At 37.2% G+C, this 15,674-nt stretch carries 12 protein-coding genes; 3 read left to right on the top strand and 9 right to left on the bottom strand.

The annotated features are described in order from the left end of the window. Positions 1–2: 2 nt before the first annotated feature. The 4 genes from NEOC84_RS05875 to NEOC84_RS05860 all read right to left on the bottom strand — a co-directional run bounded on the left by NEOC84_RS05875 (position 3) and on the right by NEOC84_RS05860 (position 4,052). Positions 3–929, bottom strand: coding sequence for a hypothetical protein (locus NEOC84_RS05875; protein ID WP_166156550.1), 927 nt, complete (start codon positions 927–929; stop codon positions 3–5). Next, entirely contained in the window at positions 926–1,906 is a 981-nt protein-coding gene (lipA, locus tag NEOC84_RS05870; protein ID WP_166156547.1) for a lipoyl synthase, read from the bottom strand. Before lipA ends, NEOC84_RS05875 begins: the two co-directional genes overlap by 4 nt. Positions 1,907–2,088: 182 nt before the next feature. Beyond that, a complete protein-coding gene (locus NEOC84_RS05865; protein ID WP_166156544.1) occupies positions 2,089–2,568 on the bottom strand; it encodes an NAD(P)/FAD-dependent oxidoreductase in 480 nt (159 codons plus the stop codon). A 788-nt stretch (positions 2,569–3,356) separates the two neighbouring features. Beyond that, positions 3,357–4,052 carry a hypothetical protein gene (locus NEOC84_RS05860; protein ID WP_166156541.1) on the bottom strand — a complete coding sequence of 232 codons (696 nt, stop codon included), beginning with the start codon at positions 4,050–4,052 and terminating at the stop codon, positions 3,357–3,359. 93 nt (positions 4,053–4,145) lie between these two features. On the opposite strand from NEOC84_RS05860, the gene NEOC84_RS05855 reads away from it, so the two are divergent. Beyond that, positions 4,146–4,595, top strand: coding sequence for a phage holin family protein (locus NEOC84_RS05855; protein ID WP_166156538.1), 450 nt, complete (start codon positions 4,146–4,148; stop codon positions 4,593–4,595). 384 nt (positions 4,596–4,979) lie between these two features. Here the strand turns inward: NEOC84_RS05855 and secA are convergent, their stop codons facing one another. From secA to NEOC84_RS05830, 5 genes are all read right to left on the bottom strand, one after another. Next, positions 4,980–8,075 carry a preprotein translocase subunit SecA gene (gene secA / locus NEOC84_RS05850; RefSeq protein WP_166156535.1) on the bottom strand — a complete coding sequence of 1,032 codons (3,096 nt, stop codon included), beginning with the start codon at positions 8,073–8,075 and terminating at the stop codon, positions 4,980–4,982. A gap of 470 nt (positions 8,076–8,545) precedes the next feature. Then, on the bottom strand, positions 8,546–9,457 hold the full coding sequence (asd, locus tag NEOC84_RS05845) for an archaetidylserine decarboxylase (protein WP_166156532.1): 912 nt from the start codon (positions 9,455–9,457) through the stop codon (positions 8,546–8,548). 5 nt (positions 9,458–9,462) lie between these two features. Further along, complete coding sequence (locus NEOC84_RS05840) at positions 9,463–9,852, bottom strand: hypothetical protein (RefSeq protein ID WP_166156529.1); 390 nt, start codon at positions 9,850–9,852, stop codon at positions 9,463–9,465. A gap of 285 nt (positions 9,853–10,137) precedes the next feature. Continuing rightward, entirely contained in the window at positions 10,138–10,998 is an 861-nt protein-coding gene (locus tag NEOC84_RS05835) for a hypothetical protein (RefSeq protein ID WP_166156526.1), read from the bottom strand. 67 nt (positions 10,999–11,065) lie between these two features. Next, the gene (locus NEOC84_RS05830) at positions 11,066–11,863 is read right to left on the bottom strand and encodes a TatD family hydrolase (RefSeq protein WP_166156523.1); all 798 of its coding nucleotides are present in this window, start codon (positions 11,861–11,863) and stop codon (positions 11,066–11,068) included. Positions 11,864–13,042: 1,179 nt separating this feature from the next. Between NEOC84_RS05830 and NEOC84_RS05825 the strand changes: the two genes are divergently transcribed. Next, positions 13,043–14,485: a bifunctional trypsin-like peptidase domain-containing/SEL1-like repeat protein gene (locus NEOC84_RS05825; protein WP_166156520.1), complete on the top strand. Its 1,443-nt coding sequence runs from the start codon at positions 13,043–13,045 to the stop codon at positions 14,483–14,485. Between the two features lie 63 nt (positions 14,486–14,548). Then, a complete protein-coding gene (locus NEOC84_RS05820; protein WP_166156517.1) occupies positions 14,549–15,292 on the top strand; it encodes a hypothetical protein in 744 nt (247 codons plus the stop codon). The last annotated feature ends 382 nt before the right edge of the window (positions 15,293–15,674 follow it).

Here is a 15,674-nt window from a genome sequence, read left to right as displayed (position 1 = left end):
CATTAAGGTTCGCTAGGACTTGTTTCCCATAGGCTAGCAACAGCATGAATATCTTGTATAAGCATCTTTGATATTCTGCTTTCCTGTGCAAGAAGTTGGAAAGCTGTACGGTCCTCTAAGCTTTTTAAGCCTTCACAAGCTAAAATCAAATAGGTTGCCAAAGGAATATCCTTACGAACCTGAGGATCCTTTAACATTTCTAAACATGCTTTGGCCACATCTTCCTCTTCTTTAAAAGCAATCAAAGCAATAGCTGCTCTTTCATTATCCTCGTTAATGGGACGGCCATGCACCACTTTTAGCAAGAAATCTTTGGCTGGTTTTCCTATGGCACGTAAAGCTGCCAACACGATGTCTTCTTCAAAAAAATCTCCTTGGCTCAAGGATTCGAATAAGGCAATAATAGCACGTTTATCGCCTATCATTCCTAAGCATTTGGCAGCTAAAGAAGGCGCTAGACCATACCCTGGAAACAGAGGATCATAAAAATCCTCTGCTTTAAGCAATTCTATTAAAGCAGGTACTATAGCTCCTTTTTCCTGGACAATCGCTTCAATTTCTTGAGCAGCCTCTAAATCTTCAGATAAAATTAAATCAGCCACTAAAAGCATATTTTTCGTTGTCGATTTAGGCTTTTCATATAGGCTTCTAAGTTTTTTGTAAGCTGTTTTGGCTTCTGCAATTTTTTCTGCCTCAACCCCTGCAAGCATTAAAGGAGCCAAATCTGTTTTCATTTTCTTCTCTATTTTAGCTAACGTATGAATTCTTTCTAATTCAAATTCAGGGTTTACCCCTTTTCCTTCATTAAGATAATAATCCAGCATGACATCAAACTTTCCTCCAAAATGCACCTCACGGTGCATAAGAATCGCATGATCTAAGGCGTTGGCCAAAGGTAGATCTTCGATAGCTGCTTCTTCATCTCTCATTGTTTTTCTCCTTTACGCGTCTGCTTCCAAACCGCTTCAGCATTATAGCTAGAACGAATAAAAGGTCCGCAATACATATTTTTGATTCCCAAGGAATATCCATATTCTTCATATTTTTTAAATTGCTGAGGGGTAATAAATTCTTTAACCAACAACTTATTTTTTTGTGGTTGTAAATATTGCCCCAGGGTAATGATATCACAGCCTACTGCTTTTAAATCTTTAAGCGTTTCAAAAACTTCCGTTTCACTCTCCCCTAAGCCTACCATTATGCCAGACTTAAGGAGTAGGCTTGGCGCTCCTTGTTTCCTTACATAGCTTAACACCCTCAACGTTTTATCATAAGTTGCCCGATGGCGTACACGTGGAGTTAAGGCACGCACCGTTTCCAAGTTGTGATTAAAAATTTCAGGGCAGGCTTTTAGGATAACATCTAAGGAGGCATGTTCACCGGCAAAATCGGAGGTTAAGACCTCAATGGTAACCTCACCAACTTGCCGCCTAACTTCAACAATCACCTTAGATAAATGCTCGGCACCTCCATCAAGCAAATCATCTCTAGCCACCATAGTAATTACCACATGCTTTAAACCTAGCGCTAATACCGATTCAGCCACACGCTGGGGCTCATCAGCTTCTAATGCCTTAGGAGCTTTTGAAAAATCAATATCGCAAAAACCGCAAGCTCTGGTGCACTCTTTGCCCATCACCAAGAAGGTCGCTGTCTTTTTAGACCAGCATTCCATTAGATTAGGGCATTTGGCTTCCTCGCAAACTGTGGGCAAGCGATTTTGGTTAAAGATATGTCCTGTTTTCCATACGTTGCTTCCAGGAGGGAGCTTACGATGTAACCAAGAAGGAAAACGCCCAAGACCAACAGCTCTATCCTGGCGGGCTACGTCAGGATTAATAGGAAGAATGTTTAACTTTTTCTTTTTTATCCTAGGCGTATTATCAAACAGTTCTAAGGGATTCATAAGAATTAAGCCTGCTCTTTTATATTTTAGAAAGAAAATGTAAAGGTGGATCAGCCGCTATAAAGGCAGCTTCTAGCTCAGCCTCCGTTGACTTTAAATAGGCATGGATGAGCTTTTTAATTGGCTCGATAGTCAATTTATTCGTTATCGCCCAGCCCATTTGCACTATTAAAGTAGAAGCTTCATATCCCGCAGCGTGGAGCCCCTAAAGTTTTCCCTGTAAATTTATCTTTTATTATTCGTGTAAATCCTTCTATGAGATAGGTGGCCTGAAACTTGTCCAAAGCATGCAAAGGAAAAGCTTTTACCTCTACTTGATACCCTTTCCGTAAAGCCTCTTCTAAGGACACTCCAGCTGAGGCAGTTTTCGGGCATGCCAAAACCCCATAAGGGATCGCCTCATAAAGCGTATAGACTTCCTTTCCAGCCGCATGGCGCCCAACTACGCAACCTTGATGTGTAGCCCCATGAGGTAAACAGCAGTTGGAAGCGAGTTCACCCACAGCATAAATGCCAGGAAGATTTGTTTCCACACTAACATTCACAGCCATCAAACTATTCTCATTAAAAATTACTCCAGCTTTTTTTAAGCTATTTATAAAGCAATCTATAGCTATCCATCCCCTCTTGGCTGTATTGCTCTTTCCTTCCGCCCGCTGCACCTTAATACCTTCTGAGGTTTTGTCAATCCCTTCTACCTTTATTCCTCACGTCTATTATAATATTAGCTTTCCGAAATGCTTGAGTAAGTACCGCAAAAACAGCCTTACTTTCCAGGGGCAAAAGACAGGGCAACATCTCCAACCTCACTACTCCTGATCTAAAAAAGGCAAATAGTGAAGCAAATTCATATCCAATAGATTCTCCTACCGTGACAGCTTTCTTAGAAAGGTTTTATTAGAATTAATAAGAAATAGAAGCATGAATTTTTTCTTAGCCGAAAGGAAAAGTGGAAATATTGCAAAGCTCCGAGCCAGTGGCAAGACTTACTTTTTCAAACTAATCAGTTATTAATCTTTCTAAACCTTTACATATTCTAACCAAAATCCCACCTTATTTACCATGTGCGCGTAATCAAAACCTAACTTCTCAGCCTCAATGCCAAATTCTTCAGCTTCTTGAGTGCAAGTGCAAATCGCCGAGCAAGCCATTAAAGCTTTAGAAAGGATACATCCCCTACTTAAGTAGGCACCCCTTCATTTTTTTACATCCATCAACGCTACAGATTTGCCAGCTTGCATGGTGTGGATAGCAGCCAGATCACATAGGTTAGTCCTTTCCCTATAGCTGCCCCCTCAAGAGGATATGGCCTATTTTCCATCTTCTTTTCTGTTGCTTTATCAACTGTTCAGATTACTACTCCTCAGGGGATGAGTAAAGAATGGACGTTAAGCTTAAGCTAGAGTTATAGAAGTACTAGAATACAAAAGCCTTATCAAGGGTAAGACCCTTATTCTGCATCTTCATAGGGAAGATTTTCCCAGACGACTAAAGAGTTTTTAGTTAAGGGCAAAAATTTTATTCCAAAATTTCCCCTTTCACGCCATCCAATATAAAAATCACTTTTCCATTTAGACCCGTAGGATAAACGTAAAGAGATTAAGGGCTTTCCTCCATGTAACCCTAAGTAGAAAGATGTATAACGACCAGCAAAAACTGTGCGCGCTATGGGTTCGTAATGCAAGCAAGAAAAATGGTTTTTATTGATTTTTAAAAGGGTAAATTCGTCATTTACACATCCAGCATTCCCTATCACGTAATGGCAGAAGTTATGTAAAGGATTGCGCACCATCCAAGCAAAAGCCTTAAGAAAGCTAGTAGGCCTGCAAGGTTTAAACAAGGGTAGTTGGGCTTCAGCAAAAAGTCCATGATCATCATTTCCAAAAAGAGCCCATGTGCACCAATGGCCTAAATCAAACCAATAGATTTGGCTACGATGCCGAGGAATTAGATAATAAAGCCAATGAGAAGAAGCTTGAGAATGATAAGTATCATATAAAATCTTCTCTTCCTGCTTTAAAAGGCCTGGAGGCTCAACATAATAACGCTCTGTAGGGTACTTGTAAGCAGCACAGCTATAAAATAATCCAATCATTACACACAATGGTAGATAGAAAAAGTAGCTTCTGGCAAAGTAGTTAGACAAGTAAACTCCTTAACATCAGTTGAATTATTTCTTGCAAGAAATTATAAATAAGGCCATGAAATTGTTTTTAACCCATTTAACACAGAGCCAGTTATGAGTGCCCTACCCAAAAAGAAGTTATGCTGGAATTGCGAAGGTCGTGTCGCATTTTCTGATGAGAACTGCCCTTATTGTGGTGTGTATCTAAGCTCTTCTTCTCTTCTTACCCAGCATGATAAAAGCTTGACCCATATTGCTCCTTTTCCTTCTTATCGTCAAGATCCCTCTGAAGCTTATGATATCAATAAAGTAGACGAAGAATCTTCTGAGGAAGAAGACTTGGAGGCAGCTAATTCTTCTGCTAATTATCCAGCAAGCTTTCTGCTACCTTTTGTTTTATTACTCACAGGCTCTGTTTTTCTTATTTTTGGAATCATTTTATTCAGCTTTTCTCAAGAAGGCATTCTAACATTACAATGGAATGCTAATTATTGGGTTTTATATTTAGGGACTGCTGGGCTTTTAATTTTTTTGGGTTGGCGAGCCATGCGCCCTTTGAATTAGCAGGTAGGGATACTTTCAAGAGTAAGGGGTAAGAGTATTGGTTAGCTATATAAGAAACCTTTCGATTATCTTATAAGCTTTTCTTCTTTCTTTTTCCTTAACTTTAAGCCTTCTTCTGTACAGAAAATGAGTGCTTTTAAGCTGCTTTCTATAAGCAAAGCGCCTATGAAGAAATAAGATCTTAAAAGATCAAGTAGCCCCTCCCCTTTTTTAAAATCATTAAATAAATTTAAGAGAATTCAGGTGAGAATGAGGGCGACTGTTTGCTGTTGCTTTTCATAAACTCTAAAAATTTAGCTAAGATTTTTTTGTTTAAGCAGAGACCTTAAAAGATACAAGCAAAAAAGGAGCCCTCTTGATAAGAAGAGCTCCTAATCCATGCTTTTAAGAAACTTGCTCTCCCACTTCTTGTTGAAGCCCACAGCATTTTTTATATTTTTTACCACTGCCACAGGGGCAGCTTTCATTACGTCCTGCCTTGGGCTCGACAACTAAGGGTTGTAAACGAACAGTAGGAGCATTACTTTCCCTTGCCTCTTCAGCATGGCTTGTAGAAAAAGCAGGTTGAGAGTCTCCATCTAAGTCGGCGACCAGCGAGCGCTGGGTTTCAAGACGCATCTGGGTTAATAAATGTTGGATAGCAGGATGATCCTGCGTTAAGATTTCAAAACGAAAGAGTCCTTGGGCAATCTCGCCTCTTAATAAATTACCTAATTCATCAAAAAGAGTAAAAGCTTCTTGCTTAAACTCCATCAAAGGGTCGCGCTGGCCAAACGTACGTAAGTTAACATCTGCGCGCAAATGATCCATGGCTAAAAGATGTTCTTGCCAACGCTGATCTAGCTTACGGATCATTAGATTACGAATAGCTTCATTAACAGGTTTGGTAGCAGATTTTAGCTTTTCCCCTTGCCCAGCTTGGACAGGAGCTTTTAAATCTTCACGTTCATATTTTTCATTAAAGGCTTTTACGATTTGATCGATCGCTTTTTTTTCAAGATCTATCATATCTGCATGCTCATCATCGAAGTATCCTTCAGGAAAGCTTACAGGAAAGTGGCTAATTAACCAATGGCGATACCCCTCTGCATCCCATCCGCTCTCCTCTCCACGATTTTTAAAATACTTCTCTGCAGCTGCTTGGCAAACAGATTCTAAAACTTCAATAGCCAGAGGCTTAATATCTAGCGCATGTAAAATATCATTGCGGAAAGAGTAAATTTCTTTTCTTTGCTTATTCATTACATCATCATACTCTAAGGTATGCTTACGAATTGTATAGTTACGTTGCTCGATACGTTTCTGAGCAGTTTCGATAGATTTATTAAGCATGGAAGCAGAAATCGGCTCCCCTTCAGGAGGACGAAATTTCTGCAACACAGCTGTCAAGCGAGGAGAAGCAAATAAGCGCAGTAAAGAGTCTTCAAAAGAAACATAGAATTTAGATGAACCAGGATCCCCTAAACGAGCACAACGGCCTCGCAATTGGCGATCAATACGACGTGATTGATGACGAGTGGTCCCCATGACATAGAGACCCCCTATTCCAGCGACACCAGCTTCAAGTTTAATATCGGTTCCCCGACCTGCCATGTTAGTGGCAATAGTGATAGCTCCCCGTCTACCCGCACTCGCTATAATTTCCGCTTCTCTAGCATGATTTTTAGCGTTTAAAACGGTATGCTCTAATTTATTTTGTTTGAAAATACGGGAAAGTTTCTCTGAAACTTCTACCGATTCTGTTCCAATCAAAAGAGGACGGCCTGCTTCATGCACCTCACGAACATCTTTTAAAATTGCGCTGTATTTTTCACGTTCGGTCATATAAATTTCATCATTGAAATCTTTGCGCAAGCAAGGTTTATGAGTAGGTATTTCTAATACGTCTAGTTTATAAATTTGCTTAAATTCATTAGCTTCTGTTACAGCAGTCCCGCTCATCCCTGCTATCTTTTCATACATACGGAAAAAGTTTTGTAAAGTTATGGTGGCATACGTTTGCGTCTCTTTTTGGATAGAAACAGCTTCTTTTGCTTCTATAGCCTGATGCAGGCCATCAGAAAAACGCCTACCAGGCTGAGGACGCCCGGTATTTTCATCAATGATAATAATTTTGTCATCCTGAACAATATAATCGACATCTTTTTCCATCAGTAAATGCGCACGCAATAACTGACGAAGATTGTGAGCTCGTTCTTTCCGCTTAGCATCCTCCTCTTGCACTTCCAGTTTTTTTTGTACTCGAGCAGTTTCATCTAAAGAGGTATCTTCATCGATTTGTAGGTATTCATGGCTAATATCTAGCATGATAAAGTCATCGCCATGATCACTTCCTACAACTTCTTTCCAGAGATTAATGCCTTTGTCTGTTAATTCATACTCGTTGCTTTTTTCATCGATGAGAATATAAAGCTCTGCTAAAGCTGTATGCTTTTCTTCTTTATTAGGATCTGCATAATAGTATAAATCCCATTTATCGATCGCAGCTCGAACATCTGGATCCTCTTTCATACGTTTTAAGATTTTATTGTTAGGCGTGCCCTTACCTACTAACCATAGCTTGCGATAAGCCTCTTTTTCTTGTTCTTCTTCTTTTTTATCGCGTTTTGTTTTTATAGAAGAACCTTCACTAAGCTTTAGGCTATCTAAAGTTTTTTTAGCTTCAGAAGCAAGACGATTACATAAATCCCGTTGGAAGCGCACCATATCTGCTACGCTGTGTTTAAGCTCATCATACATTTGTCGGCTGACAGGTACAGGCCCTGAGATAATCAAGGGAGTTCTAGCTTCATCGATTAAAATGGAGTCCACTTCATCAATAATAGCATAATAGTAGCCACGTTGAACTTGCTCTTCTTGGCTAGAAGCCATGGAATTATCGCGTAAATAGTCGAAGCCAAATTCAGAGGCAGTTCCATAAACAATATCGCTGAGATAAACTTTTTTACGCTCTTCCATTGGCGTTTCATTGGTTAAAGCACCTGTGCTCAATCCCAACCAACGAAAAACCGTTCCTACCCATTCACAGTCACGCTGGGCCAGATAATCGTTAACGGTGACTAAGTGAACAGGTTTTTTAGTAAGAGCATTTAGATAAAGAGGCATTACAGCCGTTAGGGTTTTACCTTCGCCCGTTTGCATTTCTGCAATGGAGCCATGATGTAAAGCAATGGCTCCTACTACCTGAACATCGTAAGGAACCATGTCCCATTTCTGATGATAACCTGAAACGTGAATTTCTGTGCCTGCTAAGCGTCTACAAGCGTTTTTTACCACTGCATAGGCTTCTGGAAGTAAGAGCTCTAATGTTTCACCTTTTCTATATCGTTCCTGAAACTCCTGCGTTTTTGCCCGCAGTGCCTCATCACTTAAATTTTGAAATTTAGCGTCATACTCGTTAACTTCTTGTACTATTTTAAAATATTTTCGTCTTAGACGATCCTGAGCTGAACCAAAAATTTTTTTTAAAAATCCAAACATGATATCTCAACTTTTTTAGGCATTTAAGAAGATAAGAATACTTAAAAATTGCTTTTAATACAAGCAACCTGCATAAACTCTAGAAATAAGCCTCAAAAGCATTTTCTTTATTTATATGCTTCAGGGAAGCTTCTTACGCGATCATCTATTAAAAAAAACAAGCCTTTAAGAAGCTAGAAAGTCGCTAAAGGGGTACTTTTTTTTAAATGCAGGCTTAAGTTTTCCTTTTTTAAATTCATTAAAAGAAAAATTAAGTTATCTAGATAAAAGTTTCCCTCCTTTGCATACCTTCAACAGAATCTGTGGAAAGTTTCTTGCTTGGGAAGGCTTGAGATTAAGAATTAGATATACGATTAGGCATGCAGTTGGTAAGGAAGAAAGGTTACCTAAAGCGAAAAATGATAAGCTCTATAAACTTATAGAAAAATTATTTAAAATAAGAATAAAGAGCCGTTTGGTATTTGCCAAGGTCAGCTAAGTGCTTTTCCCATACTCTGACCCATTAAACATTTAATTTCTAAGCCTTGCTGGCTAGCAGCTAGCAGGTCTTGATCAAATTGAATCTTACCAGGCTCAAATAATAAAATAAGGGAAGAACCCCCAAATGAAAAATAGCCTTTTTCATCTCCTTTTTTTTGCAGTACATCGGGTTGATAGGTTTCGTGAATACTACCTACATTAGTCGCTCCGATTTCTAAGAACAAAATACAACCAAAGCAGGATGTAGCTAATTTACAAAGCGTTCGCTTGTTCTTAGTAAAGATATGAATATCTTTTTTTAAGGCCGCAGGATTGACAGAGTAAAGCCAACCATTAATGATTTTTGTTTTGCCGGCCACGCAATCACATGGAAAATGATAACGATGATAATCGGTAGGACAAAGCCGCGCAATGGCCATAGCTCCCTTAGCATAGTGTGCGGCTAAATCAGCATCGTCTAATAAGCTTGTTAAATCAAATTTTTCTCCCTTAACGATAAAACCATCCACTTGTGATAGGTCGGGATAGAATAAGTAACGTCCATCGGCAGGAATAATAGCTACATCCTCTCCAGAAGCAAGAGGGCGAGCTGTGGGCTTAAGCTTGCGAATAAAAAAATCATTAAAAGACTTAAAAGAAGAAACTTCTTCTAGAAATTCCAAGGGGTCTAAGCCAAATTCACGAATGAAAGGCTCTATTTTATTCTTAGACTTTCGTGAGGCTTGCCATTTACCATACCAAGCTGAAAAAAAAGAATATCTTACTAAACTATGTAAAAGTAGAGGGCCTACTATTTTGCTTATCCAATCCTGACCGTATAAAAGTCTTAGGGCTCTGGCCCCATACACTTTTTCTATTTCACGCTTACCATTTTTTCGATCGAGATAGTAAATAATATCCATATCTTTTAAGGGGTGGAACTGCCCTGTTTAGTCGCAAATTGCGCGAAGAAAGTCAATTGGCTTATAAACTCTGTGTCAAAAGTCTGAAGCAGATGGTTGGCTTTTATAGCTTCTAACAATTGATAAGCAGCTTTCACCATATGTAGAGTAGATTCTTTATCCTGAGGATTTTGTAAATAGAAAGATTGCCGCTCTTGGTAATGGAGAAAAATTTCGCGCAAAGCTTTTTGCTGCTCTAAATTCCTTTCAGTAACAAAGATTAGCTGGTCTAAACGTTTAAGTTCATTTTTTACTACTACTGCAGGTTCTGTTTCCTTCAAATTATAAAAAGGTTCAACAGCAATTAAACGATTTAAACAACTAAATATAGCTATTAAAAAGAGTGTATAGTTCATTATGTCCTAAATTTTTTAATGAGTAGGGAGGAGATTTTTGTTAAGGGCTGAGCTAATCTATCAGGCATAGAGCGTAAAAAAATTTAGGCTTTCTACCTATTTCTCTGACCCATTTAATCTGCCTATGTACTTTCAGCTGCTTTGTAGCTTTTTTCCTAGTGAGGCTTATAAGCCCTTTAAAACAATTGTCTCTTTAGTAAAAAGCTTAAAGTTGTCGCATAATAAGAAAAAAGGCCACCGATAGGCTTTTTATGAACAAATGCTTAAATGTTTTGCATTTTATGGCTACTTAGCTATCTTTTGACTTCTCAACTCTATAATACGTTTATCAATTTTTGCCAAATTTGTTCCTTGAATGCTGATCTCGCGGTTAATTTCTTTTAGCACGGTAGCCGGATCTAAATTCTCATCGTCTATTTTTATTTTTACGGAAGAAGAAATTTTAGCATTTTCCCATAATTTTTCTCGTAAAGTCTTCATTTGCTCTAAAGCTGTCAGGCGTATATGCTGATCAAGGTCGCTCTCGCTTTTAAAAAAACTTACTATACGCCATTGAGAATTAAGATTTTCATCCAATCTTTTAAGATTTTCTTTATGGGTACTATATTGAATTAAATCATAAAAAGCATTTAGAACATGGATTCGGGAAGCTTTTTCTTCTTCTATTTTTTTATCAATATATTTCATTTTGCGGTAAAATCTTTGAATAGCTATTGCTGCCTGATTTCTTTTATTGAATAAAGCTAGCTGTTCTCTTTTTGCAATCTTTTCAGCCACCAGTACATCCGTTAAAGGTTTAAAAGGCTCATCTTCTGATAAAGGCTTAAGAGGCTCAGACTCCGAAGCAATAAATGGCTTACTGAATACTCTTGATTTTATTTCTTCGGAATAAATAAGAGTTTTAACGGCACGGTCAAAATCTAGCCGGTATTGGAAAAGAAAAAATAATTTCAAACTATGAAAAATTTTAGAAGCAATTACAGTAATCTGCGTGGCAAGTGTTTTTGAATGCTTTTTATAAAGGACTTTACAATCCACCTCTACATGGTGCCTAGGATGCCTTATAAGCAAATTAATCTGTTTATTTATTTCAGGATACCAAAAGTGATCCCCTAAGCTGCAGATGCGCATAATATTATTTGCCATACATTAACCATATAAACATGTGACTGTGCATGATATTAACTTAATCTTACAATTTTTAAAAGCTTTATCAAATTTTTATTTTAAATAGTTCACAAGCATTTCTAACTGTTTGGTCTGCTAATTCTTTCAAAGAGATATCTTTTAGCTGAGCAATAGTTTGGGCTGTTTCTACTATATAAGCAGGTTCATTTATTTTTCCCCGACGAGTCTGCGGGGCTAAATAAGGAGCATCTGTCTCTATCAACAATTTATCTAGAGGAATTTTTTTTACAATCTGGCGCAGCTCTTCGCTTTTTTTAAAGGTCAATATCCCACTTATTGATAAGTACCATCCTCGCTCTATGACTTGTTCAGCCTCCTCTATAGTGCCCGTAAAGCAATGCAAAACTCCTGGCTGATGTTTACCCTTACTACTCATATATTCTTTATCTAAAATTTCAAAGAAATCTTTAAAAGCATTTCTACAGTGAATCACCACCGGCAACTTACATTCTAAGGCTAAGTGAAAGTAACGTCGCAAGAAAACTTTTTGAATAGCAGACGAAGAAGCATAATAATGGTAGTCTAGTCCCGTCTCACCTATAGCGACCAAATGTCCGCTATGTGCATGCTTAGCAATAACAGCAAAAACGTTTTCGCCTTCTTTTTCTACATCGTGAGGAGGCGTAGCGGCAGCATTATAAATCCATGGATAATTTTTAGCTAATTCTAAGCCTGCGTTTAGGGTGCTAATACTGGTGCAAATATTTATAACTGAGCATACACCTGCATGCTGCGCACGTTGTAAAATTGAATCAATAGCCGTAAAGGTAGAATCTGTTAAATGAGCATGCGAATCCACCCATTGCATTGCATTTGCCACCATTACTTCATCCTCTTTAAGGAGCCTTTGCTCTTTCTTAGCTCGGGTATCATAGAATATAGCTCTAATAATTTACAATCACCTTTCCACTAGGTGCCAAGAAAGCCAATCAAAGCTTTTTTAGCTGTATCTCTTAATTTAGATAGAAGAAAACATTATTTATCCTCCTTAATTGCTTTAATCTTAGTCAACCTTTCCTACTCTAAACAAGAGCAATAAGGAAGATAAAAATAACCTGCTTTTTTAACTGGTAGAAAATCTACGCTATACAATTCTAGGCAAATAATTAATATAAAAAAATTTATTTATCTTTTTTTTTCCTTAGGTGCTATTAGGTCGATTAATCTTAATTCCAGCGTAAAAAGTTCTAAAGAAGTCTTTAGCTAAAATCCCCGCTTATTTCCTCATCATTTTATATTTTTTTCTCACGAAAGCCTGCTTAAGCAAGACCTAAAGAGCTAAAGAAGCTATTGTTTCGTTCTCTAGCCCACCTATATAAGATCCCTCTTTAATTATTTTGTTTTCTGCTATAGCTTTGTTAATAGTCATAATATTGTTACCCTCATCTTTTAAGCTCACGCGTTATTTTCTTAGCCAATAGAAGCAATATAAAAGTGCCAACCTGAGGCGAGCCTTTAAATAATTTTATCAAGCAGGAAACTCTTTTCTCCCAAGTTAAATTTTGGATTAGAGGGCATTAAAAACAGTAAACAATACAACAGCTAAAAGCGATAATAAGCTAAAGGATAAAAAATTTTACAAGTGGCTTGATGAGAGTTGTCCATGGATAGCTAAAGGGAAGGAAGAGAGCTCTAACATTTTAAAATTTCTTCACAAAGAATAGCCAGACAGCCTTCTTCATAAAAGAAAAATCTTTCCAAAATGGAGTTAACCTAAAAGCAAGTGTATAGATAAATCTTTAAAAATAAAGCTTACATGCTTAAAGAAATAAGAATTAACTTTTTAACTTTTAGCAAAATTACTTTTTTGGCATGGTAAGAAGTGTTCATTATTTATTTTTTTAGTCGTTTGATTATTCGGTAGTAGAATTTCTATCCTAGCGGCTATTTTCTCTCTATAGAGTCTTCTCTATAGGGAAAGGAAATATAATAAATCTGCGAATCTAAGAATTAGGGATCAAACAATAAAGCTTATTAATAGTTTTTGTAAAAAGGAAGTAACATGGCTATTGGACAAAGCGTTAATTCACAATTTTACTCTCAAGATTTTTGCATTGAAAACCTTTATAAACTCCATGAACTAAATTTAGGTGAGTCTCTAGAAAAAACTATTCAAGAGCAAGCCGACAGCGTAGCATGCATGATGCCAGATCATAAGCTAAATAGAATCAATAATCAGGGTTTTATTACTTATAAATTTGATACGGAGAGAGTTAGGACGTTAGGGGAACGTATTTCTAAAAAAGCTAAAGGAATACCCCTAGGTCATACTGATTCTTTTCTCCACGAGCCTACCCCTGGATTAAGTACAGCCTTCTTAGTCGCGCCTCAACATGTTGTTACTGTGGCTCACTGTGTTACACGTTCAAACCCCTATACGAAATTAAAACCCAAAAAAGCAAGGGGCGTAATTGTTCGAACAAGTCTAAAAGCGCAAAGCGAATTAGAACGTATTAAATTTGTGTTTGGTTTTCAGATGAAAAGCCAAAACATGAGGACTGAGGATTATGAATTTTGCGAATCAGATGTTTACAGTTTTAAAAAAGTTGTTTTTTTTAATTATACATGTGCGCCGGATTACCTAATTGATTGGGCTCTAATAAAGTTAGATAGAGAAGTTATCGGGCGTCCACCTTTAGCAGTTAATTTTATAAAAAAGTCTTTATTAAATAAAAAAATCTTTATGCTAGGACACCCTCGGGGTTTACCCTTGAAAATTCATCTAGGGGCCTCCGTAAAAAAAGAATGTAGTGATCAACATATTGAAACTAATCTAGACTCTTTTCATGGAAATTCAGGCTCCCCGGTAATCGACGAAAATCTAGAAGTAGTAAGCATCCTTTTTGCAGGAAATGTAAGTAATAAGCCCTGGACCACACCATCTGGCTATGAAGCCAGCACAAAAATGAATCTTCCTACTAACCAATTAAGGCCTAACCCCACCAACCGCACCCATTTGTGCCAAACCACTCATGGCATGTCTTTCGTAAAAATTCATTTAAAAAAATTAAAGCTAAAAAAGCAGAATAAAAATCTAGAGACTGCTGAGTTAAGTGAAATGGGAGCTCATTACCTAAATTTCTATCTTAGCATTTGTATTTCCGACCAGGAAGATGAAGCATGGATCTGCTCGGTTAAAGCAAAAGCTTTTAAATATCTAAGCCAAGCTGCTATCGAAGATCATCGAGAAGCCTTATGCAATTTAGGCATATGCTATGAACGATCACTAGGTACAAGAAGAGATTTAAGGAAAGCTTTTGAGTGTTTTAAAAAGTCTTTCGATAATGGCTATAAAAATGCGGCTTACCATTTATTCCAGTGCTATGAAAGTGGAATAGGAACGGAGAAAGACTCAAAATTAGCTCAATATTATTTTGACCTCGCTCATGCCTTCGGTCATAAAGATGTAATAAAAATTGAGGGACCAAATTGCCTATTGATGTAATTGTACGAAAAAATGTATATAAAAAGTTTTTGAGGACACTTATACCAAGGAAACGATTTAGGCATGCAAATAGCTCTTTTGAGGAATCAACGAGATTTTCATCTGTCAGCTAAGACAATATTCCAAGAACCTTTTAAGCAAGCTTATAAAAATTTTAGCATAACTTTTTGTAATAAGGCTTACTGCTCAGATCAGCTAGAACCCCTATCCATTAGCAAGAAAATCGTTTGCTTATTCACAGCTCTAATCTATTGTGTGCCTATCATTAATACAATTATATTCGTTTCCAAAGAAATACTAGGTTCTTATAAACACAAAATTCAATGGAAAAAATATTATGAAAATCACCCTTTAAATAAATTAACCGACAATAACCTGAAAATTTTAAAAAAATCCCTTTCCTCAGCTATTTTGTCTATTAATTTTGATGACTCCCTTAAATATGCTAATACTCAAGAATGTAACCTAGCTGAATTAGAGTTCAACTCTGAAGGAAAGTTGAAGAATGTATATTACGGTCACTCCCTATGGGATGAAGGTTATGAAGGGCGGGGATTTAATCTTAAAAATGATTCTTTTTATGTGCTTTTATCTATTCAAATTTCAACTTCTAAAGCCTATAATCATAATCCTTATTACCTAGAGGCTGAAGATTTAGAATATTATAAGGAACACTATCCCCCTCGCATCCAGGAAACTCTCGAGCTCATGCTTGATAAGCTTAACAATAAATATGCTGAATTAGCTCTTGTAAATTTTAAGAAATCCCAATATGACCCGCTTGTTTGTAAGGTGGTCTATTTATAGCTTTCTATTCTAACCTGCTGTTTCTAGAGCCTTCTCTTAGTCAACAGTAAGAAGAAAGGAAAAAAATTTAAATATCTTATTGCTAAAGTCTGTATAAAGATTAAACTCGGCCTAGATTAAAAGTAGCTTGGAAAAACGCCCAGTAAGTTTATCAGCAAAAGAAAAATAGAAATCTATTTCGCAAGCGCTTTTAAAGGCTAAACGAAAGATTACAAAACTTAATTGCTCAAGGTTATTTATTGAATAAGCTATCCCTTAGCTTTTTTAGAAAGTATTCTCTTTGCCAGCCAATCCACTCCTAGTGAAAACCTTTGCTAAAAAATATTTATAGAGAAACTAGAATGGGATTTTAGTCTAAAAGCGTTGGGCAAGGGCGTTAACT

It is taken from the genome of Neochlamydia sp. AcF84 (assembly GCF_011087585.1).
Taxonomy (GTDB): Bacteria; Chlamydiota; Chlamydiia; order Chlamydiales; family Parachlamydiaceae; genus Neochlamydia.
This window is presented reverse-complemented; position numbering and strand designations above follow the sequence as displayed.